15 protein-coding genes are annotated in these 20965 nt (G+C 61.4%); 5 read left to right on the plus strand and 10 right to left on the minus strand.

All coding sequences use genetic code 11. The annotated features are described in order from the left end of the window. Positions 1–6 precede the first annotated feature (6 nt). A complete protein-coding gene (locus LOY31_RS18550; RefSeq protein WP_007951493.1) occupies positions 7–1707 on the minus strand; it encodes a glutamine--tRNA ligase/YqeY domain fusion protein in 1701 nt (566 codons plus the stop codon). Positions 1708–1957: 250 nt separating this feature from the next. Between LOY31_RS18550 and LOY31_RS18555 the strand changes: the two genes are divergently transcribed. Together LOY31_RS18555 and lpxH are read left to right on the plus strand one after the other, a co-directional pair. Next, positions 1958–2464: a peptidylprolyl isomerase gene (locus LOY31_RS18555; RefSeq protein ID WP_007951494.1), complete on the plus strand. Its 507-nt coding sequence runs from the start codon at positions 1958–1960 to the stop codon at positions 2462–2464. Then, positions 2461–3216, plus strand: coding sequence for a UDP-2,3-diacylglucosamine diphosphatase (lpxH, locus tag LOY31_RS18560; protein WP_221533222.1), 756 nt, complete (start codon positions 2461–2463; stop codon positions 3214–3216). Before LOY31_RS18555 ends, lpxH begins: the two co-directional genes overlap by 4 nt. A gap of 117 nt (positions 3217–3333) precedes the next feature. On the opposite strand, the gene LOY31_RS18565 is transcribed toward lpxH, so the two are convergent. From LOY31_RS18565 to LOY31_RS18600, 8 genes are all read right to left on the minus strand, one after another. Beyond that, positions 3334–4863 carry a DHA2 family efflux MFS transporter permease subunit gene (locus LOY31_RS18565; protein ID WP_127798761.1) on the minus strand — a complete coding sequence of 510 codons (1530 nt, stop codon included), beginning with the start codon at positions 4861–4863 and terminating at the stop codon, positions 3334–3336. A 167-nt stretch (positions 4864–5030) separates the two neighbouring features. Next, on the minus strand, positions 5031–6233 hold the full coding sequence (locus tag LOY31_RS18570; RefSeq protein ID WP_221533221.1) for an efflux RND transporter periplasmic adaptor subunit: 1203 nt from the start codon (positions 6231–6233) through the stop codon (positions 5031–5033). Positions 6234–6248: 15 nt separating this feature from the next. Beyond that, a complete protein-coding gene (locus LOY31_RS18575) occupies positions 6249–7718 on the minus strand; it encodes an efflux transporter outer membrane subunit (protein ID WP_221533220.1) in 1470 nt (489 codons plus the stop codon). After that, the gene (locus tag LOY31_RS18580) at positions 7708–8190 is read right to left on the minus strand and encodes a MarR family winged helix-turn-helix transcriptional regulator (protein ID WP_085608360.1); all 483 of its coding nucleotides are present in this window, start codon (positions 8188–8190) and stop codon (positions 7708–7710) included. Before LOY31_RS18580 ends, LOY31_RS18575 begins: the two co-directional genes overlap by 11 nt. Before the next feature lie 238 nt (positions 8191–8428). After that, the gene (locus tag LOY31_RS18585; protein WP_221533219.1) at positions 8429–9751 is read right to left on the minus strand and encodes a DUF308 domain-containing protein; all 1323 of its coding nucleotides are present in this window, start codon (positions 9749–9751) and stop codon (positions 8429–8431) included. Between the two features lie 117 nt (positions 9752–9868). Beyond that, positions 9869–13543 carry a translocation/assembly module TamB domain-containing protein gene (locus LOY31_RS18590; RefSeq protein ID WP_221533218.1) on the minus strand — a complete coding sequence of 1225 codons (3675 nt, stop codon included), beginning with the start codon at positions 13541–13543 and terminating at the stop codon, positions 9869–9871. Beyond that, the gene (locus tag LOY31_RS18595; RefSeq protein WP_085699065.1) at positions 13540–15267 is read right to left on the minus strand and encodes an autotransporter assembly complex family protein; all 1728 of its coding nucleotides are present in this window, start codon (positions 15265–15267) and stop codon (positions 13540–13542) included. Before LOY31_RS18595 ends, LOY31_RS18590 begins: the two co-directional genes overlap by 4 nt. A 66-nt stretch (positions 15268–15333) precedes the next feature. After that, complete coding sequence (locus tag LOY31_RS18600) at positions 15334–15984, minus strand: N-acetyltransferase (RefSeq protein ID WP_007951503.1); 651 nt, start codon at positions 15982–15984, stop codon at positions 15334–15336. Between the two features lie 174 nt (positions 15985–16158). Between LOY31_RS18600 and xthA the strand changes: the two genes are divergently transcribed. Beyond that, on the plus strand, positions 16159–16971 hold the full coding sequence (gene xthA / locus LOY31_RS18605) for an exodeoxyribonuclease III (RefSeq protein WP_007951504.1): 813 nt from the start codon (positions 16159–16161) through the stop codon (positions 16969–16971). A 120-nt stretch (positions 16972–17091) separates the two neighbouring features. Next, positions 17092–18426, plus strand: a complete 1335-nt coding sequence (locus LOY31_RS18610; protein WP_258712011.1) for a phosphate ABC transporter substrate-binding/OmpA family protein — start codon at positions 17092–17094, stop codon at positions 18424–18426. Positions 18427–18566: 140 nt separating this feature from the next. On the opposite strand, the gene LOY31_RS18615 is transcribed toward LOY31_RS18610, so the two are convergent. Next, positions 18567–19796, minus strand: a complete 1230-nt coding sequence (locus tag LOY31_RS18615; RefSeq protein WP_003223710.1) for an acyl-CoA dehydrogenase — start codon at positions 19794–19796, stop codon at positions 18567–18569. A gap of 176 nt (positions 19797–19972) precedes the next feature. On the opposite strand from LOY31_RS18615, the gene LOY31_RS18620 reads away from it, so the two are divergent. Then, the gene (locus tag LOY31_RS18620) at positions 19973–20917 is read left to right on the plus strand and encodes a LysR family transcriptional regulator (protein ID WP_011334997.1); all 945 of its coding nucleotides are present in this window, start codon (positions 19973–19975) and stop codon (positions 20915–20917) included. Positions 20918–20965: the final 48 nt, after the last annotated feature.

Consider the following 20965-nt stretch of genomic DNA (forward strand, 5'->3'; position numbering starts at 1 on the left):
ACTTGATCACTGGCCCCACGAATCGCGCAGGGTCACGGTACGGTTGAATACCGGCTGGCCTGGTTTCGAGTCCTTGATATCCGCGACGAAGTAGCCTTCGCGCTCGAACTGGAAACGGTCTTCCGGCTGTGCGTTGCCCAGCGAGGGTTCAGCACGACAACCGGTCAGCACTTGCAGTGAGTCAGGGTTGATGTTGTCCAGGAAACTCGCGCTGTCTTCGGCCTTTTCCGGGTTCGGAGAACGGAACAGGCGATCGTACAGACGCACTTCGCACTCGATGCTGGCAGCGGCCGGCACCCAGTGGATCACGCCCTTGACCTTGCGGCCTTCAGGGTTCTTGCCCAGGGTGTCCGGATCGTAGGAGCAACGCAGCTCGACGATGTTGCCGTCGGCGTCCTTGATCGCTTCGTCGGCTCGGATCACGTAGCTGCCGCGCAGACGCACTTCGCCGTTCGGCTCCAGGCGCTTGTAGCCTTTTGGCGGCTCTTCCATGAAGTCATCGCGGTCGATGTAGATTTCACGGGCGAACGGCAGCTGGCGCACGCCGAGTTCTTCTTTCTGCGGATGACGCGGCAATTCGAGGTTGTCGACCTGATCTTCCGGGTAGTTGGTGATCACGACTTTCAACGGACGCAGCACGCACATGGCGCGCGGGGCGTTCGCGTCGAGGTCCTGACGGATGCTGAACTCGAGCATGCCGAAGTCGACCACGCCGTCGGAACGGTTGGTGCCGATCATGTCGCAGAAGTTGCGGATCGACGCCGGGGTGTAGCCACGGCGGCGGAAGCCCGACAGCGTCGACATGCGCGGATCGTCCCAGCCGTTGACGTGCTTCTCGTCAACCAGCTGCTTGAGCTTGCGCTTGCTGGTGATGGTGTAGTTGAGATTCAGGCGGCTGAACTCGTACTGACGCGGGTGCGCCGGCACTGGCAGTGCGTCGAGGAACCACTCGTACAGCGGACGATGGCTTTCGAACTCCAGGGTGCAGATCGAGTGGGTGATGCCTTCGATGGCGTCCGACTGACCGTGGGTGAAGTCGTAGTTCGGGTAGATGCACCACTTGTCACCGGTCTGGTGGTGATGGGCGTGGCGGATGCGGTACATGATCGGGTCGCGCAGGTTCATGTTCGGCGAGGCCATGTCGATCTTGGCGCGCAGCACGCGGGCACCGTCCGGGAACTCACCGGCGCGCATGCGGGCGAACCAGTCCAGGTTCTCTTCCACCGAACGGTCGCGGAACGGGCTGTTCTTGCCAGGCTCGGTCAGGCTGCCGCGGTATTCCTTGGCTTGCTCGGGCGTCAGGTCGTCGACGTAGGCCTTGCCGGCCTTGATCAGCTCGACGGCCCAGTCGTGCAGCTGGTCGAAGTATTGCGAGGCGTAGCGCACTTCGCCGGACCATTCGAAGCCCAGCCATTTGACGTCGCTTTCGATCGCGTCGATGTATTCCTGGTCTTCCTTGGCCGGGTTGGTGTCGTCGAAACGCAGGTGGGTAACGCCGCCGAACTCCTGGGCCAGGCCGAAGTTCACACAGATCGACTTGGCGTGGCCGATGTGCAGGTAGCCGTTGGGCTCAGGCGGGAAACGGGTGACGATCTGCGTGTGCTTACCCGAGTCCAGGTCCGCCTGGATGATCGGGCGCAGGAAATTGACCGGCGTAACGGGGCCGGTCTTGGAATTCGAGGTAGGGTCGACAGTGGGCTTGCTCATAGGATCCTTGAACGTACAGTGCGCGGCCGGGACACGGGCCTGACAAAACAAAGCCGCTATCATAGCCGATGCTGTCAAGCCCCTGACAGAGCAGGGCTTAAAAGGAATGCATTTAATCGCCGGGTTTTGAAAAACAGCCTCGAAATTCGCGCCTGTCACGCTAAACTGCGCACCTTGGCCCTCACGGGCTGAACCGGTAAAGGGCGCAAATGTCCCAATACCCACGAATTCCTTATAAAGAGTAGCGATCATGACTCAAGTAAAACTGACCACCAACTTCGGTGACATCGTCATCGAACTGAACGCTGAAAAAGCCCCGATCACCGTGGCCAACTTCATCGAGTACGTTAAAAAGGGTCACTACGAGAACGTCGTGTTCCACCGCGTCATCAAAGGTTTCATGATCCAGGGCGGCGGTTTCGAGCCAGGCATGAAAGAAAAGAAAGACAAGAGCCCGAGCATCCAGAACGAAGCCGACAACGGCCTGAAGAACGAGAAGTACACCCTGGCCATGGCTCGCACCATGGATCCGCATTCGGCCTCGGCACAGTTCTTCATCAACGCCACCGACAACAGCTTCCTCAACCACACCTCCAAGACCGCTCAGGGCTGGGGTTATGCCGTGTTCGGTAAAGTGGTTGCGGGCACCGACGTTGTCGACAAGATCGAAGGCGTTTCCACCACGTCCAAGGCAGGCCACCAGGACGTACCAGCAGACGACGTGATCATCGAGAAAGCCGAGATCATCGAAGCGTGATATTGCTGATTTCAGACTTGCATCTGGAAGAGGAGCGCCCGGACATTACCCGGGCGTTTCTGGATTTGCTCGCCGGACGCGCCCGCTCGGCGAGTGCGTTGTACATTCTGGGCGACTTTTTCGAGGCGTGGATTGGCGACGACGCCATGACCCCCTTCCAGCGTTCCATCTGCCAGGCCCTGCGCGAACTCAGCGACAGCGGCACGGCCATTTTTCTGATGCACGGCAATCGCGACTTCATGCTCGGCAAGGCCTTCTGCAAAGAGGCCGGCTGCACGCTGTTGAAGGATCCGAGTGTCGTGCAGTTTTACGGCGAACCGGTGCTGCTGATGCACGGCGACAGCCTGTGCACCCGCGACGAAGCCTATATGAAGCTGCGCCGCTACCTGCGCAACCCGATCAGCCTGTTCATCCTGCGTAACCTCCCCTTGCGCACCCGCCACAAGCTTGCGCGCAAGTTGCGCAGCGAAAGCCGGGCGCAGACGCGGATGAAGGCCAATGACATCGTCGATGTCACGCCGGAGGAAATTCCGCGGATCATGCAGGAATACGGGGTGAAAACCCTGATTCACGGGCACACCCATCGCCCGGCGATCCACAAGTTGCAGATCGGCGATCAGGCGGCGAAGCGGATTGTGCTGGGGGATTGGGATCGTCAGGGTTGGGCGTTGCAGGTGGATGAGAACGGGTTTGCGTTGGCGCCGTTTGATTTTGCACCGCCGCCGGCACTGCCCGCCCCTGCCACCGCCTGATCGTTCCCACGCTCTGCGTGGGAATGCATCAATGGACGCTCCGCGTCCGCTTGGGCATGGGACGCGGAGCGTCCCGGGCTGCATTCCCACGCGGAGCGTGGGAACGATCTGGCGACGTTAGTGACCGCTGGCGGCCGGGCCTGCCTTGGCTGCGAATGGCGGCTTGGCCAGCCACACAATCAGAATCAACCCCATAAACCCCCATCCCAGCAGCGTGAAGTAATCCACTGTGGAGAGCATGTACGCCTGACTGGTGAGGATCTGATCCATCTGCGCATAGGCCGATTGGCTCGCGCCACCCAGCGAATGCAAGGTCTCGCGAGTCGCTGGCTCGAAGGTGCTGATGCTCTCGCTCATATAGGCATGATGCTGATCCGCCCGGCGAATCCAGATCCACGTAGTCAACGACGCCGCAAAGCTGCCGCCCAATGTCCGCAGGAACGTCGCCAGACCCGCGCCATCGGCAATCTGGCTCGGCGGCAAGTCCGACATCAGAATGCTCAGAGTCGGCATGAAGAACAGCGCCACGCCAATCCCCATGAACAGCTGCACCAGAGCGATATGCTGGAAGTCCACCTCGTTGGTGAACTCGGCACGCATGAAGCAGCTCAGGCCGATCGCCAGGAACGCCAGCCCGGCCAGCAGGCGCAGGTCGAACTTGTGCGCGTACTTGCCGACAAACGGTGACAGCAGCACCGGCAGAATGCCGATCGGTGCCACCGCCAAACCGGCCCAGGTCGCGGTGTAGCCCATCTGGGTCTGCAACCATTGCGGCAGGATCAGGTTGATGCCGAAGAACCCGGCGTAACCCAACACCAGCACCAGCGTGCCGATGCGGAAGTTGCGGTGGGCGAACAGCCGCAGGTTGACCACCGGATGCTGGTCGGTCATTTCCCAGATCACGAACACCGCCAGCGCGATCACCGAAATTGCCGCGCCGATGATGATGAAGTTCGACTCGAACCAGTCCAGGTCATTGCCTTTGTCGAGGATCACCTGCAACGCGCCCACGCCGATGATCAGCGTGATCAGCCCGACATAATCCATCGGCTGATGACTGGTGACCACCGGGCGTTTGGCCAGTTGCTGGCGCACCACCATCACCGCGAAGATCCCGATCGGCACGTTGATAAAGAAGATCCACGGCCAACTGTAACTGTCAGTGATCCAGCCGCCGAGGATCGGCCCCGCAATGGGCGCCACCACCGTGACCATCGCCAGCAACGCCAGGGCCATGCCCCGCCTCGCCGGCGGATAAACCGCGATCAGCAGCGTCTGGGTCATCGGGTACAACGGCCCGGCCACCAGGCCTTGCAGCACGCGGAAGCCGATCAGTTCCGGCATCGAAGTGGAAATACCGCAGAGGAACGAAGCCAGCACAAACAGAATGGTCGCCCACAGAAACAGCTTCACCTCGCCGAAGCGACGGCTCAGCCAGCCGGTGAGCGGCAGCGCGATGGCGTTGCTCACGGCGAACGAGGTGATGACCCAGGTGCCCTGCTCCGAACTCACGCCGAGGTTGCCGGAAATGGTCGGCAACGCCACGTTGGCGATGGTGGTGTCGAGCACCTGCATGAAGGTTGCCAGCGACAGGCCGATGGTGCTGAGCAACAGGCTGGGCGGCGAAAAAGAGGCGTTATTGCTCATCGCGAATCCTTTGGAACCTGATTGACGCTGCGTCCGTTAATGACGCAGCCGCCCTTGTGGGAGCGAGCCTGCTCGCGAAGACGGCGGTTCAGCCAACAAAACTGTTGAATTGAAAATCGCAATCGTCGGAACGCCGCCCGGAGCAAGCTCGCTCCCACAGGATGGGATCAGCGTTGCGCGGTCTTGCTGACCGCCGCGCTGTTGTCGTGGATCAACTGGGTGATCATCGCGTCGGCTTCGGCCAGTTGGCGGTCGTAGACGTTGGTGCTGAACGAGGCCTTTTGCGGCGGCTGCTGGGCCAGTACCGGGCCACTCTGGTCGTGCAGGTTGACCTCGACATTGGTCGACAGACCGACGCGCAGCGGGTGTTTGGCCAGCTCTTCGGCGTTGACGTGAATCCGTACCGGCACACGCTGTACGATCTTGATCCAGTTACCGGTGGCGTTCTGCGCCGGCAACAGGGCGAACGCGCTGCCGGTGCCAGCGCCGAGGCTGTCGATGGTGCCGCTGAACTTCACGTCGCTGCCGTAGATGTCCGATTCGATCTCCACCGGTTGGCCGATGCGCATGTCACGCAGCTGGGTTTCCTTGAAGTTGGCGTCGATCCACAGTTGATCCAGCGGAATCACCGCCATCAGCGCGGTGCCCGGCTGCACACGCTGGCCGAGTTGCACGGTGCGTTTGGCGACATAACCGGTGACCGGTGCGATCAAAGTGCTGCGAGCATTGGTCAGGTAGGCCTGGCGCAGTTGCGCAGCGGCGGCCATCACGTCGGGATGCGACGAGACCACGGTGTCATCGACCAGCGCGCTGGTGGTTTTCAGCTGCTGTTTGGCGTTGGCCAGGGCGTTCTGCGCCGAGGTCAGGTCATCGCGAGCGTGGGACAGTTCCTCCTGGGAAATCGCCCCGCCGGCCGCGAGGTTTTTCCGGCGGTTGAAGTTGTCCTGGGCTTTTTGCACTTCGGCCTGTTGCGCATTGACCTGGGCCTTCATGCCGTCGACGTTGCTGTACAGGCCGCGAACCTGGCGCACGGTGCGGGCCAGATTGGCCTTGGCACTTTGCAGGCCGACTTCGGCGTCGTTCGGGTCGAAGTTGATCAGCACCTGGCCTTCGTGAACCAGATCGCCATCGTCAGCGCCGATGCTGACCACGGTGCCGGTCACCAGCGGGGTGATTTCCACCACGTTGCCGTTGACGTAGGCGTCGTCGGTGCTTTCGCTCCAGCGCCCGATGAATTCGTGATACGCCCAGACGCCGGCACCGGCGAGGGCAACCACAACGGCCAGCACCAGCAGCATCACCTTGCGTTTGCGCGGGTTGCCAGTCTCCTGGGCGTTGTCTTGAGCTTGTGTGTTTTCGGCAGTGGCCATGACAAATACCTTGAATTAGTTGTGCGGCATGGCTGGGGTGGCGTTGGCTGCGGTCAGGGTTTGCCCCTGGAAGCCGCCGCCCAGCGCTTGCATCAGTTGAATCGACAGGTCGATCTGCTCGGCATTCAGGTTCGCCAGCTGACGCTGGGCCTGCAGCAATTGCTGCTCGATGCTGAGCACGTCCAGGTAGTTGCCGATGCCGGAACCGTAACGCTGGACGACGGTGTTGTAAGAATCCTGGGCAATCTCGGTCGCGTGCTGCTGGGCGCCGATCTGCCGGCCGATGTCACGCAACTGGTTGATCGTGTCGCTGACATCGCCCAGGGCTTTCACCAGGCTTTTGTTGTACTGCGCCACGGCGAGGTCGTAATCGGCGTCGCGGGCATCGAGGTTGGCGCGCAGGCGTCCGCCATCGAAGATCGGCACCGAAATCGTCGGGGCAATGTTGAAGAAGCGACTGGCGGAACCGAACATCGCGTCCCCCAACAAGGATTCGGCACCGGCGGAAGCCGACAGGTTCAAGTTGGGATAGAAGCGGGTCTTGGCCGAATCGATGTCCTTGCTCGCCGCCTCGACACGCCAGCGCGCCGCGACCAGATCCGGGCGACGGCCCAGCAGTTCGGCCGGCAGCACCGATGGCAGTGCGACAGCGCTGGCTTGCAGGACTTTCGGCCGGGCAATTTCGTTGCCGCGATCCGGGCCTTTGCCGAGCAGTACGGCCAGGGCGATTTTGGCGCTGTTCAGGCGTTTTTCAGCGTCGATCAGGCTGGCTTCGGAGCTGGCTTCCAGACTTTGGGTCTGCTGGAACTGGTACTGGCTGTCGATCCCCGAGCTCAAACGACGCTGGCTCAGGTCGAGCATCTGTTTGGTGCGCTTCAAATCTTCGTTGGCCAGGTCATAAACGATGTGCGCCTGACCCAGATCGCTATAGGCCCGGGCCACGTCGGCGGCAAGGGTCAGTTGCGCGGCCTGACGGTCGACTTCGGCGGCACGGGCCTGACCGAGTGCGGCTTCCCAGGCGTCACGCTGGCCGCCCCACAGGTCGAAGTTGTAATTGAAGCCGGCGCTGATGTTGCGCACGGTGGAGTAAGCCCCACCCTGCCCCAACGGATCCTGATCCCGGGCCAGACGCGAACGGCTGATGCCGGCGCTGGCGTCGAGGGTCGGATAACGCTCGGCATCGGCGGCGTACGCGGCGGCGCTGGCCTGATGGGCGCGGGCGTCGGCGATCTGCATGTCCGGGCTGTCTTTCAGGGCTTCGCGGATCAGACCGTCGAGTTGCGGATCGCCGAGGCTGGTCCACCAGTCGCTCTTCGGCCAGGCGGCCTGGGACAGGGTGACGCCGTTGAGCGATTGCCCGGTCTGCAGGGTTTTCGCATCGAGGCTGGCGCCCTGGGTATCGAGGCCACTGTAGTTGGCGCAACCGGCGAGGATCATCGCCGACAGCACCAGTGTCAGGCTGCTGCGCAAGGTTTTACCGCTCATTGTGTTCACCTAACCGCTGGATGGTGATCGGGTCACCGGCTGCCAGCAAAATTTTCTTGAGGATGTATTCCAGGGTTTTCAACTCGTCCGGGGTCACGGCGCCGGCCAGTTCATTCATGGCGTCGGCGCCGATGTGCGGCAGGCGATCGGCCAGTTGCTGGCCCTGCTCGGTGAGTTTGAGTTGCACCTGACGGCGATCGCCTTCGCTGCGTTGGCGAACCAGAAAACCTTTCTGCTCCAGACGATCGAGCATGCGGGTCATCGAACCGCTGTCCAGCGACAGGTGCCGGCACAGCTCGGCCGGGGTGTCGACGCCGAACTGGGCCATGATGATCAACACCTTGAACTGCGCGGCGGTGATGCCGTGGGGTTCCATGTGGGTGTCGATGATCTTGTCCTTGAGCAAGGCGGCACGGCCGAGCAACAGGCCGAGATGGCAATGCTTGAATTCGTCGGGGGTGAAATGCTTCATGTGCTCACCTAATAACTGCCTAGGCAGTGAATGTATGTCGAGATGTTACTGCCTAGGCAGCGAATGTCAACGTAATAGTTAGGTTGCTTTGTAATTAGTTGACCAGTGGGCTGGGTTTCTCTGTCGTCCGTGCAGACTCCATCGCGAGCTGGCTCGCTCCCACAGGGCATCTCACGCATACACGAATCAATGTGGGAGCGAGCCAGCTCGCGAAGGCAGCGACTCGGTGAAGAGCCGTTCAGGATTTGTCGGAGGGGTGATTCATCGGTGGTGGCTGAAGGGGATGGACTTCACGCCCGCGCAACGCAGTTGCCACATAACCGCAGGCACGCCTGGCTCCTGCGTAAATACCGTGCCAGCCCGGCGGTGCCGGCTCGATGGCGGCATGCAACGCCCGCGCATAATCGAGCACCAGGCCGGGCGTCCAGGCCATGGCCTCGGCGCGCTTGCGCACTTGAGCTGCGACCCAGAATTCGGGGCTGATGATGACCCGGGCAAAATCCAGCATGCTCGAATGCCCCCGGTTCATCGCGCCCTCAAGGGCTGCCTCAAGGCTGTGCGCAACGGCACTCGAACAGTTGCGACTGGTGAGGTTGTAGGTGGTGTTCTGCCGATAATCCGCCCAGAACGCCTGAAGCCGTGCCGCATCGTAATGCACGAAACTGACCTGAACCGACGACGGGCACCAGTCGGCAACTTCGCTCGCGTAGTCCGGCAGAAACCGCCCCGCCACATCGTTGTTCGGCGTGGCCCGCAGCAAGCGCACGAAATCCCCCGCCGAGCGATCGATATCGTCCAGCGGGTAATGGCTGATGTAGATGTCCGGCCCACATTCCAGTGCCGCGTGGCCGGCGGAAATGACGCCGTTGATATCGACCGCCGCGATGTAACGATTGAGCAACCGATTGCGCACCAGGGTGTCTTCAACGGTGCCGCTGGGTGTCCAGACATGGATCACCATTGCGCCATTATCTGCAGGGGCATGAACCGGAGGAGGCGTCACCGGCGACGGTCTGTTCTTGAATCGCAATGCCTGCTGCAACAAGGCACAGCCCGAAAGAAAGATGCTCATGCCGATGCAGAACGGCACCGTCCCCTTGTAGAGGCTCGGATACGGTTCGAGGATGAACACGCCAAAGCCGATCTCGAACAGCGCCACCAGCAGTGACATTCGCCAACCGACAAAGCGCACCACCACCGCAGCCGCCAGCCGAAAACCGCCATCGAGCAGAAAAGCCGCACCGAACAGCACCGCGAGAATCACACCGGCAGCATGCTGTCGGTCGACGATCAGCAGCCCCAGCAGCAAAAACACCAGACCCCGCGCCTTGTGCAAAGCCGCCGCCGTACCGGTTTTCGGGGCCGGCACCAGCAGAATGATCAGGGCTTCGAGTAACAACAGATAGCCGAACACATGCAGCGGGAAATACAGAACGCCGTCCAGCGCATCGATGAAAATGGCCACGCCGGCCGCGCCCCAGACAACGCCGGTCAATGCCAGAGCGGACCAGCGCCGACGGACAAAATCGTGACCGAGCAAGACCATACTCAAACGAACCATTGGCGCCCCCGGGGCGTTTCGGGCAGCCGCAAACGGCGCCCTTCAAGCTGCGGTCAGTCTAATACATCCAGAAAAAGCCGGATCGTGCTGACACGATCCGGCCAGGGGGAACGCGGGCTAGAAATCCCGCTTGTAGAAGATGTCCAGCGAACTGGCCACGCCGCTGGCGGCTTCGAGGTAGACCTTTTTGCTCAGCTTGTAGCGCAAGGCGATGGTATTGGCCGGCTCGAACACGCCGACGCCGTAACGCAGACTGAGTTTCTCGGAAATATTGCCGCTGGCCACCACGCTGGTGGTGTTGCCGCTGCCCTGGGTGTCGAGCTGGAAGTCCTGAATGCCCAGATCACTGGCCAGACTGCTGGTGACCCCGGAACTGCCCATCAGACCCAGACCGAGCGCCGCTTGCGCGAGCATGTTGTTGTCTTCGCCGGTAGTGCTCAGCGGACGCCCCAGCACCAGATAGGACAGCGCCTGTTCCTGACTCATCGCCGGTTCCGAGAAGATCTGCGTGGTCGGCTGCTCGGCGCTGCCGCTCAGGCGGATACCGGCGATCACATCATCGGTCTGGCGAATCGCTTCGATGTCCAGATACGGCTGATCGATCGGACCGGCGAACAGCAGACGCGCGCGACGTACCGTCAGGCGCTGACCGTAGGCGCGGTATTTGCCGTCGTTGAGCCACAGCTCGCCACGGGTGTCCATGTTGTCACCGATGTGCACGTGGCCTTGCAGGTTGGCGGTCAGGCCGAATCCGGCGAAGCTCAACTTGTCCTGGCCGACCACCACGTCGATGTCCATCTTCATGGCCAGCGGCGGCTTGCCCTCTTCGGTCTGCGCGCCGACGATGATCGTGTCATCGGAGACTTTGACCGTTGATGGCGGCAGTTCGCGCACGGTGATTTCGCCTTTGGGCACCAGCACCTTGCCGGCAATCGCCAGCTCATCGCCGGCCATGGAAATCTTCAGGTCCGGCGCCACTTCAAGCTTGGCGTAGGGCTCGACCGTCACCGGCAATTGCGTGCCCTTGAGCGCCAGATCCACCACCAGCGCCTGACCCCAGGCGATGTTGCCGTTCAGACTGCCCTGCCCGCTCTTGCCGCTTTTCCAGCCGCCGTTCAATTGCACGGCTTCACCGGCGATCACCGCTTGCAGTTGCAGCGCCTGCAACTCCAGCGGCAATTCCGGGCCGGACACTTCGCCGTCGCTGAGCTGCACCGTGCCGTTGACCAGCGGCGCGAGCAGCCCGCCGGAAATCGTGCCGCTGCCGTTCAGGCGCCCGGTGAGTTTCTCGACCATCGGCACAAACGGCCGCGCCACCGACAAGTCCAGTCCGCTGAGGCGGAATGAACCGCTGAGCGGCTTGTTCTTCGGCAGCGGATTGATCTGCGCCTGCACCATCAACTCGCCGAGCTTGCCGCCGACGAAGTTGAGATCAGTGTCGATGCGCTTGGGCGTGAGTTTGCTGGTGAGCTTGAGGGTCTGGTACGGGAAGTCCAGCCACTGATCCTTTTCCTTCATGCGCAAGGTGCCGCCGCTGGCATCCACGCTGATCTGGCCGTTCGGGCCGCTGGCCGGCAGGTCCAGTTGCAGGTCGGCGTTGAGCTTGCCCTGCCAGGTGAAATCCTTCGGCAGCCACTGCGCCAGGCTTTCGATCGGGAACTGCTTGAGGTGATAACGCAGCTTCGGCTCCGGCATCAGGCGCTGGTCTTCACCGCACAGGCTGGCATTGCCGGACATCCAGCAATGGGCGCCGAAGTTGATCTTGCCGTCGGCCAGACGCTCGAGTTTCGCCGGATTTTGCAGCTTCCAGTCCTGACCGCCGGCCTGAATGTCGCCGCTGGCCAGACGCCCGCGCCAGTTGCCTTTGTCCAGATTGCCGTCCAGGCCCAACGCCAGTTTCAGCTTCGGCCCGAGCAAGTCGAGATTGAGCTTCTGGCTTTTGATATCGCCCTGGGCGCTGGCGGTCAGGGTGCCCAGCGACGTATCGCCGGCCTGGATGCCGCTGCCCTTGAGGTCGATTTTCGCCCGTTGCGCGCTGTCGAGGGTGGCGTCGAGGTTGAGGCTTTGCAGGCGATTGTCCTGGAACGCCAGTTGCGAACCTTGCAGGCCGAGCTTGCCCTGCGGCGCCTTGAGCGTACCGGCGACATCGACCCGACCGTTGATCTGCCCGCGCAGTTGCGGCCAGAGCTGGGCCAGACGCGCCAGTTTGATGTCGATCTGCCCGGTGAGTTTTTGTTGCAGGCTGCCCTTGCCGTTGATGCTGTTGTCGCCGAGGCGGATTTGCAGGGCATTCAGATTCCATTGCTCGCCAGCCCCGTCGGCCTTGGCTTGCAGCACCGCCGGTTGCCCGCGCAGTTTGCCTTTCAGATCGAGATCGGCATTCAGGCTCAGGCGCTCGTTCTTCATTTCGCCTTTGCTTTTCAACGGGCCGGCCAGGGTGCCCGGCAACTCCGCGACCCAATACGCCGGGTTGAGCGCCGACAGTTCCAGCGCGGTGTCCCAGGCAATGCCATCGGCGAACTGCACGTTCACATGGCCTTCGGCCTTGCCCTGCCCGGCTTCGAGTTTCAGTTGTGGCAGGAAAATCTGCTTGAGATTGCCGCTGAACGGACTGCTCAGGGTGAACGCCCCCGCTGGGCCATCTGCGGCGGCGGCGAAGTTACCGAGGTACTGACCGTCGGTGTAGGAGACTTCGCCCGTGAAGGTACGCAACGTGACCTGCGGCTCGTCGATCTCCGGATAGAGCCGGTGCCACGGAAATTCCAGCCAGTTGATATTGGCCTGGGCGCTGAGGCCTTTGCTCCAGTCAACATTGCCGGTCAGCTTGAGGCTTTGCTTGTCGTTGGCTGTCAGGTCGAGGCCGGCAATCTGCGCACCCTTGGCGTCGACCTTGCCTTTGAGCAGCAACGCCACCGGGCCTTTTTCGGCAGGCAGTGTCGCATTGCCGAGGAGTTGGTAACCGTTTTTCAGGTCGCCTTCGCCGGTCAATACCAGTTGATTGAATTGCAGCGTGTCCGGCAGATCCGCACTCGGCTTGAACGCCTCCGAGGTGATCCGCACTTTGGCCGGCAGGTTTTCCGCCAACGGTTGCAGATCGCCGCTCAACTGGCCGTCGAGGTAACCACGGCTGTCGGCGTGCAGGTTTAGGGTCTTGAGCAGATCGCCGTCGACTTTGAGTGCCAGCGTCCATGGGCCGGTGCCCGGAGATGGCAGGGTCAGATCGCCGGCGATGTTCAGCGGCCAGTTGCCGGTCGGTTGCAGCAGGCCGGACAGATTCAGGCTCAGGTCGTCGCGTTGCAGTTTCACACTGTCGATCTGCATGCCCTTGGCGGTCCAGTGCGCCGCCAGTTGCAGGCCTTTCAACTCTTCACTGCCGTTGAACAACAGGCTGCCGACCTGCACGTCGCCCAGCTCGATGGCCACGGGCAATTGCAGATCAGGAAGTTTGATCGGGCCGCTTTCGGTGACTTCTTCGCTCGGCGGGAATTGCAGGCTGACGGTATCGGCCTTGAGCTGTTCGATGCACAGGGTCATTCGCGTCAGGCACAGCGGCGACCATTCGAAGATCGGTTTGCTCAGTTCGACGCGACTGCTGTCCTGCTGCCACAGCAGATGATCGGCGCTCCACTGCCCGCCGAGGCGACCCTGGAAATCGTCGACGCTCAGGCCCGGCACCAGACCCAGCACCCAACGGCTGCCGGCCTGCGTTCCGAGCACAGCGGTGATGCTCAATACAATCAGCAGCACCAGCGACAACAGCGCCAGCGCCGAAATCTTCAAACCACGCTTCACAGCTCAGGCCCCATGGAAAAGTGCAGCCGGATGCCGCCGTCGTCGTCCAGCGCATGGGCCAGGTCGAGGCGGATCGGCCCCACCGGCGAAACCCAGCGCACACCGATACCGACCCCGGTCTTGAGGTTCGGCAGTTCGAGTTTGTTGAAGGAGTTGCCCTGATCGACGAAAGTCGCCACGCGCCACTTCTCGGCAATCGAATATTGATATTCGACGCTGCCGGCCACCATGTAGCGCCCGCCGATGCGGTCGCCCTCGGAGTTTTCCGGGGACAGGCTCTGATAGTCGTAACCGCGCACGCTCTGATCGCCACCGGCGAAAAAGCGCAGCGACGGCGGCACCGATTTGTAGCCGTTTGTGGCGCTGCCACCGACCTGCACCCGACCGAGCAGACGGTGCTTGTCGAACACGGTGGTCAGGCCTTTGACCAGCGCCGTGCCGTAGACCAGGTTGTTGTCGGAACCGAGACCTTCTTTCGCCACTTTGCTTTCGAAGGTCAGGCGATAGCCATTGTGCGGATCGATGCGATTGTCGCTCTTGAGGTAGGAATAGCTGACGCCGGGCATCAGCAAGGTGCTCAGACCGGAGTCGTCGCCGAGCTGGTATTCCTCGCGCTGCCATTTCAGCGAGATCACCCGCTGCCAGCCGCTCGGCAATTTGCTGTGCCATTCCGGGCCGAAGGTCAGCAGCTTGCTCAAGGTGTCGGAACCGTCGATGTCCTCGTATTGATAACCGCCGGCCCAGCGCAGTTTGTCGGTCAGCGGCGGGTCCAGCGGGATGTCATAGAACAGGCCGACGTTTTGCCGTGGCGCCGACAGTTCGGCCTCCCAGCCATAACTGTCGCCCTGCGGGTTGACCCAATGGCGGGTCCAGTTGGCCTTGATTCGCGGGCCGACGTCGGTGGAATAACCAAGGCCCAGGCCCATGGTGCGCGGCTTGCGGGTGTCGAGTTTGACGTCCACCGGGATCACGTCGTTTTTCGCGGCGGTCGGCGCGGCGTCGACCCGCACGCCTTCGAAATAGCCGCTCGATTGCAGGTCGCGGTTGAGTTCGGCGATCAGCTCGGAGTCATACGGCTCGCCGGCCTTGAACGGCACCATGCGTTGCAGCAGGTCTTCGTCGAACGGGGTATCGCCTTCGAAACTGACTTTGCCCAGCGCATAACGCGGGCCGCTTTCGTAGATCAGTTCGACGTCGGCGACTCCGGCGCGTGGGTCAACCATTAATTTCTGGCTGGTGAAACGGCCGCTGAAGAAGCCGTAGCGCGACGCCTGGTTCTGGATCAAACGTTTGGCGTCTTCGTAACGCCCATGGTTGAGCACCGCGCCGGGCTTGAGCACGTCACTTTTCGGGACTCGAAAGGATTTGAGGGAGGCCGCCGGGCCGTCGATGCGCACGGTCACGTTGCGCAGACGGATCGGCTCACCGGGATCGATGTTCAGCACCAGACGCGGTTTTTCACCGCCCTTGACGTCACTTTCGATCTGCGGCTGGTAATAACCCAAGGCCTGGGCGGCCTTGCGCGCCTGTTCTTCGGCGCCGCGACTGAAGCGCTGCAAGGCTTCTTCGTCACGATCGCCGAGGCTGCCGATATAGCCTTCTATATTGGCTTTCAGTTCATCGTTGGACGGTTTGATCCGCACATCCAATTCACTTTGCGCCAGCGCCGCGCAGCTGGTTAACAGCATGAGCACGCCACTGGTAAATCTTCCTGGAAACTTCATAGGCGCGGATGCTATCACGGGCTTGGGAGCGTGATAGAACAGGAAATTTCCCAAAAAGTTCGATGGTCATCCCGTTGCTGTTTGTAACACCTGCGGGTTGGCGTGGAAAAACACGTGCTCGCGCACCGGGCCGACGGCCACTTCGCCGATTTCTTCGTAACCCTGACGCTTGTAGAACTCCAGATAACGCGGGTTGCCAGTATCGAGGATCACGCCTTGGGAGCTTTCGTCCACCGCGCACCAGTTGTGCACCGCTTGCAGTAGCTGTTCGCCGAAGTGTTTGCCCTGAAATTGTGGATGCACGCCGAGCAGCGGCAGCATGTGCACCGAGTCGGTCGGCACGCAGGCTTCAACGGCCGCGTGATATTCCAGATAACGCCGGGTGCAGCGGAAACCGGTGCTCAGCACCATGCGCAAACGCCAGGCCCAACTCTCGGTAACACCCAGACGCCGTTGCGGCGGCGCGATCAGGGCGATGCCGATCAGGCGGTCGTTGACCAACAGGCCGATGGCCGGCAGATCCTGCAGGAAATGCTGCTTGACCAGCTCCCGTACCGTGGCGCGCACCCGCTGCTCGTAACCCGGACGCTCGGCTTCGAACAGGTAAGCGAAGGTCGGCTCGTGGCGATAAGCCTGATAAAGAAGGGATCGCGCTTCCCGGGAATAGCCGCGGTCGAGCATGTGAATGTCGGCGATGGCGGTTTGGGTTTCAGGCATGACGGTGATTCTCCCTGGACGGGACTCAACAGGCCCCGTTCTTGTTATACGAGCCTTGGGCTGAAGGGATCGTTCCCACACCCGAAAGACATTAGCAGCGCATATGGACTACCGCCACGCTGGCCCAGATCCTACATGTCAGCTAGCATCGCCCTTTTGCCAGGACTGCCGACCATGAAGATCGTTTCCTTCAACATCAACGGACTGCGGGCCCGCCCGCATCAGCTGGCGGCGCTGATCGAAAAGCATCAGCCGGACGTCATCGGCCTGCAGGAAACCAAGGTCCACGACGACCAGTTCCCGCTGGAAGAAGTGCGGGCCCTGGGTTATCACGTGTATTTCCACGGCCAGAAAGGCCATTACGGTGTCGCCCTGCTCTCGCGCCAGGAGCCGATTGCCATTCATAAAGGCTTCGCCACCGATGAAGAAGACGCGCAGCGGCGCTTTATCTGGGGCACTTTTGCCGACGCCAACGGCGTGCCGGTGACGATCATGAACGGCTATTTCCCACAGGGCGAAAGCCGCGACCACCCGACCAAATTCCCGGCCAAGCAGCGCTTCTACAGTGATCTGCAAGCGCTGCTGGAAAGCCAGTTCCACAATGAACAGCCGCTGGTGGTGATGGGCGACGTCAACATCTCCCCGGAAGACAGCGACATCGGCATCGGCCCGGACAACATGAAGCGCTGGCTGAAAACCGGTAAGTGCAGCTTCCTGCCGGAAGAGCGCGAGTGGATGGCCCGCCTGAAAAACTGGGGCCTGACCGACAGCTACCGTCACCTGAACCCGGATGTGACCGACATGTTCAGCTGGTTCGACTACCGCAGCCGTGGTTTTGAAGACGAGCCGAAGCGTGGTCTGCGGATCGATGTGATTCTGGCGTCCCATGGCTTGCTGCCACGGGTGAAAGCCGCCGGTGTCGACTATGAACTGCGCGGGATGGAAAAGCCTTCGGACCATGCGCCGATCTGGCTGGAATTGAGCTGATACCGCAATCACCGCAAATCGCTGTGGGAGTTCGCTCCCACAGTTTGAGCGCTGTCATTTTTCAGAAACGTCTTTGACTTAATCTCCCCGGCAATCCCCTTGGCTGCAATCGGTGCCGGCATGACCCTGCGTGTTCTGTTCGTCTTTCTCCTGAGCGCCTGGCTGCAGGTTTCGGCCGCGGCATTGCCCATTCCCGAGAACGGCACGGCATTGCGCATCCAGGGTTCCAACACCATCGGCGCGGCGCTCGGCCCGGCGCTGGTTGAAGGCCTGCTTCAAGATCAGGGACTGTTGAAAGTCCACAGCGAAACCCCGGACACCGCCAACGAGCAACGGGTCGTCGGCCTCACAGCCCAAGGCCAAAGGGTCGTGGTAGAAATCGCCGCCCACGGTTCGAGCACCGGTTTCACTGCACTCAAGAACGCCAGCGCCGATCTGGCCGCCTCGTCGCGCCCGATCAAGGACAGCGAACTGCTGAACCTGCAAGCCCGGGGCGATTTGAAAAGCTCCGGTGCCGAGCAAGTCATCGCCATCGATGGCCTGGCGATCATCCTTCATCCCGACAATCCGCTGAATCAACTGAACACCGAACAACTGGCGCGGATCTTCAGTGGCGAGGCGAAGACGTGGGAAGACGTCGGCGGCAAGGGTGGGACGATTCATTTATATGCGAGGGATGATCAGTCCGGGACCTACGACACGTTCAAGGAACTTGTCCTCAGCCGTCGTGGGAAATCCCTGAGCAATGCCGCGAAACGGTTTGAATCAAGCGAGCAGTTGTCCGACGCCGTCAGTGCCGATCCGCAGGCCATCGGTTTCATCGGCCTGCCCTATGTGCGTCAGGCCAAGGCCGTGGCGATTGTTGACGGCCAATCCCAGGCGATGCTGCCGCTCGCCAGCCTGATCGCCACCGAAGACTATCCGCTGTCGCGGCGGCTGTTCTTCTATCTGCCGCCCGACAGCAACAATCCGTGGGCCAAGGCCTTGGTGGAGTTTGCGCAGAGCCGTCGGGGTCAGGGAATTGTCGCGGCCAACGGTTTTATCGCCCAGACCGTGCAGGCCATCGCCGTCACGCCGAATGCGCTGATGCCCGAGGGTTATCAATCCCTCAGCCGCCACGCCCAGCGTCTGACGGTGAACTTCCGTTTCGAAGAAGGCAGCGCCAGCCTCGACAACAAGGCCCGCCAGGATCTGGCTCGGGTGTTCGACTATATAAAGCACCACGACAAGACCGACCGCGCGGTAACACTGGTGGGATTCGGCGACGCCAAGGACGACCCGGCGCGGGCGGATTTGCTGTCGAAGCTGCGGGCGATGGCGGTACGGCGGGAACTGGTGAAGAACGGCGTGGTATTGCGCGAAGTGCGCGGGTTTGGCGCGCTGATGCCGGTGGCGACCAACAGCGGGGATGAAGGCAGGATCAAGAATCGGCGGGTTGAGGTTTGGGTTTACTGAATCTGATGTTGATGCGCTGAACGAGCAGGCCCCATCGCGAGCAGGCTCGCTCCCACATTAGATCTCCAGTGAACACAAAGTATGTGGACACCAGCGAACCCGTGGGAGCGAGCCTGCTCGCGATAGCAGGCGCCGCGGTCTTAATGACCGCTACGCAGCATTTCCTTCGGCACGTACTTGCCGATCTCGAACTTGCCGATCGCCGCGCGGTGCACTTCGTCCGGGCCGTCGGCCAGGCGCAGGGTGCGTTGCATGGCGTACATGTAGGCCAGCGGGAAATCGTTCGACACCCCTGCCCCGCCATGGATCTGGATCGCCCGGTCGATCACCCGCAACGCGACGTTCGGTGCGACGACCTTGATCTGCGCGATCTCGCTCTTGGCGACTTTGTTACCCACGGTGTCCATCATGTACGCCGCTTTCAGGGTCAACAGGCGTGCCATGTCGATTTCCATCCGCGAGTCGGCGATCTTGTCGACGTTACCGCCCAGACGCGCCAGCGGTTTGCCGAATGCAGTACGGCTCACTGAACGTTTGCACATCAGTTCCAGTGCGCGCTCGGCCATGCCGATCGAACGCATGCAGTGGTGAATCCGGCCCGGGCCGAGACGACCTTGAGCGATTTCGAAGCCGCGTCCTTCACCGAGCAGAACGTTTTCGTACGGCACTCGTACGTTGTCGAACAGCACTTCGGCGTGACCGTGGGGTGCGTCGTCGTAACCGAACACCGGCAGCGGACGGACGATCTTCACACCGGGGGTGTCGACCGGCACCAGGATCATCGAGTGCTGGGCGTGGCGCGGCGCGTCGGGGTTGCTCAGGCCCATGAAGATCAGGATCTTGCAGCGCGGATCGCAGGCGCCGGAGGTCCACCATTTTTTGCCGTTGATCACCCACTCGTCGCCATCGCGCACGGCACGGGCGGCCATGTTGGTGGCGTCGGAGGACGCAACGTCCGGCTCGGTCATGGCGAACGCCGAGCGGATCTCGCCGCGCAACAGCGGTTCGAGCCAGCGCTGTTTCTGTTCTTCGTTGGCGTAACGCACCAGCACTTCCATGTTGCCGGTGTCCGGTGCCGAGCAGTTGAACGGCTCTGGACCGAGCAGCGAACGGCCCATGATTTCCGCCAATGGCGCGTATTCGAGGTTGGTCAGGCCGGCGCCCAGTTCCGACTCAGGCAGAAACAAATTCCACAGACCTTCGGCTTTTGCCTTGGCTTTGAGTTCTTCCATGATCGCCGTCGGCTGCCAGCGATCGCCTTCTGCGACCTGGCGTTCGAACACGGCTTCGGCCGGGTAAACGTAAGTGTCCATGAACGCGGTCACGCGCTCACGCAGTTCTTGCACCTTGGGCGAATAAGCGAAATCCATGAGCAATTACCTTTTTTCGGCAGGTTGTTTAAGTCATGCAATCGATGCTAGAACAGCGTTGATAATTTACCTAGCCTATTCTCGGCGTGTATAAACATTCATCACCGATATATGATTGGTTGATTTTCCTGGCCGCCCTGACCCGCGCCATCCACCTATAACAAGAGAGCCGCGTAATGAATCTGAGCAAGGTCGACCTCAACCTTTTCATCGTCTTCGACGCGATCTACACCGAAGCCAACCTGACCCGCGCCGGGCAGATTGTCGGCATTACCCAGCCAGCGGTGTCCAACGCTTTGGCGCGGTTGCGCGAGACCTTCAACGACCCGCTCTTCGTCCGCACCGCCCAGGGCATGGTGCCGACGCCCATGGCGCAGAACATCATCGGCCCGGTGCGCAACGCATTGTCGCTGCTGCGGGTATCGGTTCAGGAAAGCCGCATTTTCAACCCCTCGCAAGCGGTCAAGACTTACCGCATCAGCATGACTGACCTGACCGAAGCGGTGATTCTGCCGCCGCTGTTCCAGCGCCTGCGTCGCCTGGCGCCGACGGTGATCATCGAAAGTTTCCTGTCCAAACGCCGGGAAACCACCAAGGAGCTGGCTGCCGGGCGTCTCGACTTTGCCGTGGATGCGCCGCTCAACACCGACCCACAGGTGCGCCACGTCAAGCTGATGGAAGACCGTTACGTCTGCGCGATGCGCAAGGGTCATCCGCTGGCGACCAAGGAAAAATTCACCCTCGACGATTACCTGTCGCTGACCCACATTCATATTTCCAGCCGGCGCAGTGGTCTGGGCCATGTCGATCTGGCGCTGGGCAAGATGGGCATCCAGCGCAAGATCGCCCTGCGCTCGCAGCACTATCTGATGGCGTCCCAGGTGTTGCAGCAGACCGACATGGTGATGACCGTGCCGGAGCGTTTCGCCCGGCGCCATGACCTGCATGCGTTCAATCTGCCGGTCAACGATGTACCACCGGTGGAAACCCATTTGTACTGGCACGAAAGCACCGATCAGGACCCGGCCAACCGCTGGATGCGCGAGCAGATGATCGAGTTGTGCCAGCAAGTGACAGCGCACGAGAAGAAGCTCGACAAGCTGCAGGCGCCCGCCACTTGACGTAAACGTCAACCTGCCATTAGCTTAGCGCCAAGACCCTTCTTCGAG

The sequence above is a fragment of the Pseudomonas sp. B21-021 genome, assembly GCF_024749205.1.
Lineage (GTDB): Bacteria > Pseudomonadota > Gammaproteobacteria > Pseudomonadales > Pseudomonadaceae > Aquipseudomonas > Aquipseudomonas paraglycinae.

What these genes read in the sequence shown, in the direction of transcription:
- LOY31_RS18550 (WP_007951493.1), bottom strand. Translation starts at nt 1,707, where the DNA reads ATGAGCAAGCCCACTGTCGACCCTACCTCGAATTCCAAGACCGGCCCC.
- LOY31_RS18555 (WP_007951494.1), top strand. Translation starts at nt 1,958, where the DNA reads ATGACTCAAGTAAAACTGACCACCAACTTCGGTGACATCGTCATCGAA.
- LOY31_RS18565 (WP_127798761.1), bottom strand. Translation starts at nt 4,863, where the DNA reads ATGAGCAATAACGCCTCTTTTTCGCCGCCCAGCCTGTTGCTCAGCACC.
- LOY31_RS18570 (WP_221533221.1), bottom strand. Translation starts at nt 6,233, where the DNA reads ATGGCCACTGCCGAAAACACACAAGCTCAAGACAACGCCCAGGAGACT.
- LOY31_RS18575 (WP_221533220.1), bottom strand. Translation starts at nt 7,718, where the DNA reads ATGAGCGGTAAAACCTTGCGCAGCAGCCTGACACTGGTGCTGTCGGCG.
- LOY31_RS18580 (WP_085608360.1), bottom strand. Translation starts at nt 8,190, where the DNA reads ATGAAGCATTTCACCCCCGACGAATTCAAGCATTGCCATCTCGGCCTG.
- LOY31_RS18585 (WP_221533219.1), bottom strand. Translation starts at nt 9,751, where the DNA reads ATGGTTCGTTTGAGTATGGTCTTGCTCGGTCACGATTTTGTCCGTCGG.
- LOY31_RS18595 (WP_085699065.1), bottom strand. Translation starts at nt 15,267, where the DNA reads ATGAAGTTTCCAGGAAGATTTACCAGTGGCGTGCTCATGCTGTTAACC.
- LOY31_RS18600 (WP_007951503.1), bottom strand. Translation starts at nt 15,984, where the DNA reads ATGCCTGAAACCCAAACCGCCATCGCCGACATTCACATGCTCGACCGC.
- xthA (WP_007951504.1), top strand. Translation starts at nt 16,159, where the DNA reads ATGAAGATCGTTTCCTTCAACATCAACGGACTGCGGGCCCGCCCGCAT.
- LOY31_RS18610 (WP_258712011.1), top strand. Translation starts at nt 17,092, where the DNA reads ATGACCCTGCGTGTTCTGTTCGTCTTTCTCCTGAGCGCCTGGCTGCAG.
- LOY31_RS18615 (WP_003223710.1), bottom strand. Translation starts at nt 19,796, where the DNA reads ATGGATTTCGCTTATTCGCCCAAGGTGCAAGAACTGCGTGAGCGCGTG.
- LOY31_RS18620 (WP_011334997.1), top strand. Translation starts at nt 19,973, where the DNA reads ATGAATCTGAGCAAGGTCGACCTCAACCTTTTCATCGTCTTCGACGCG.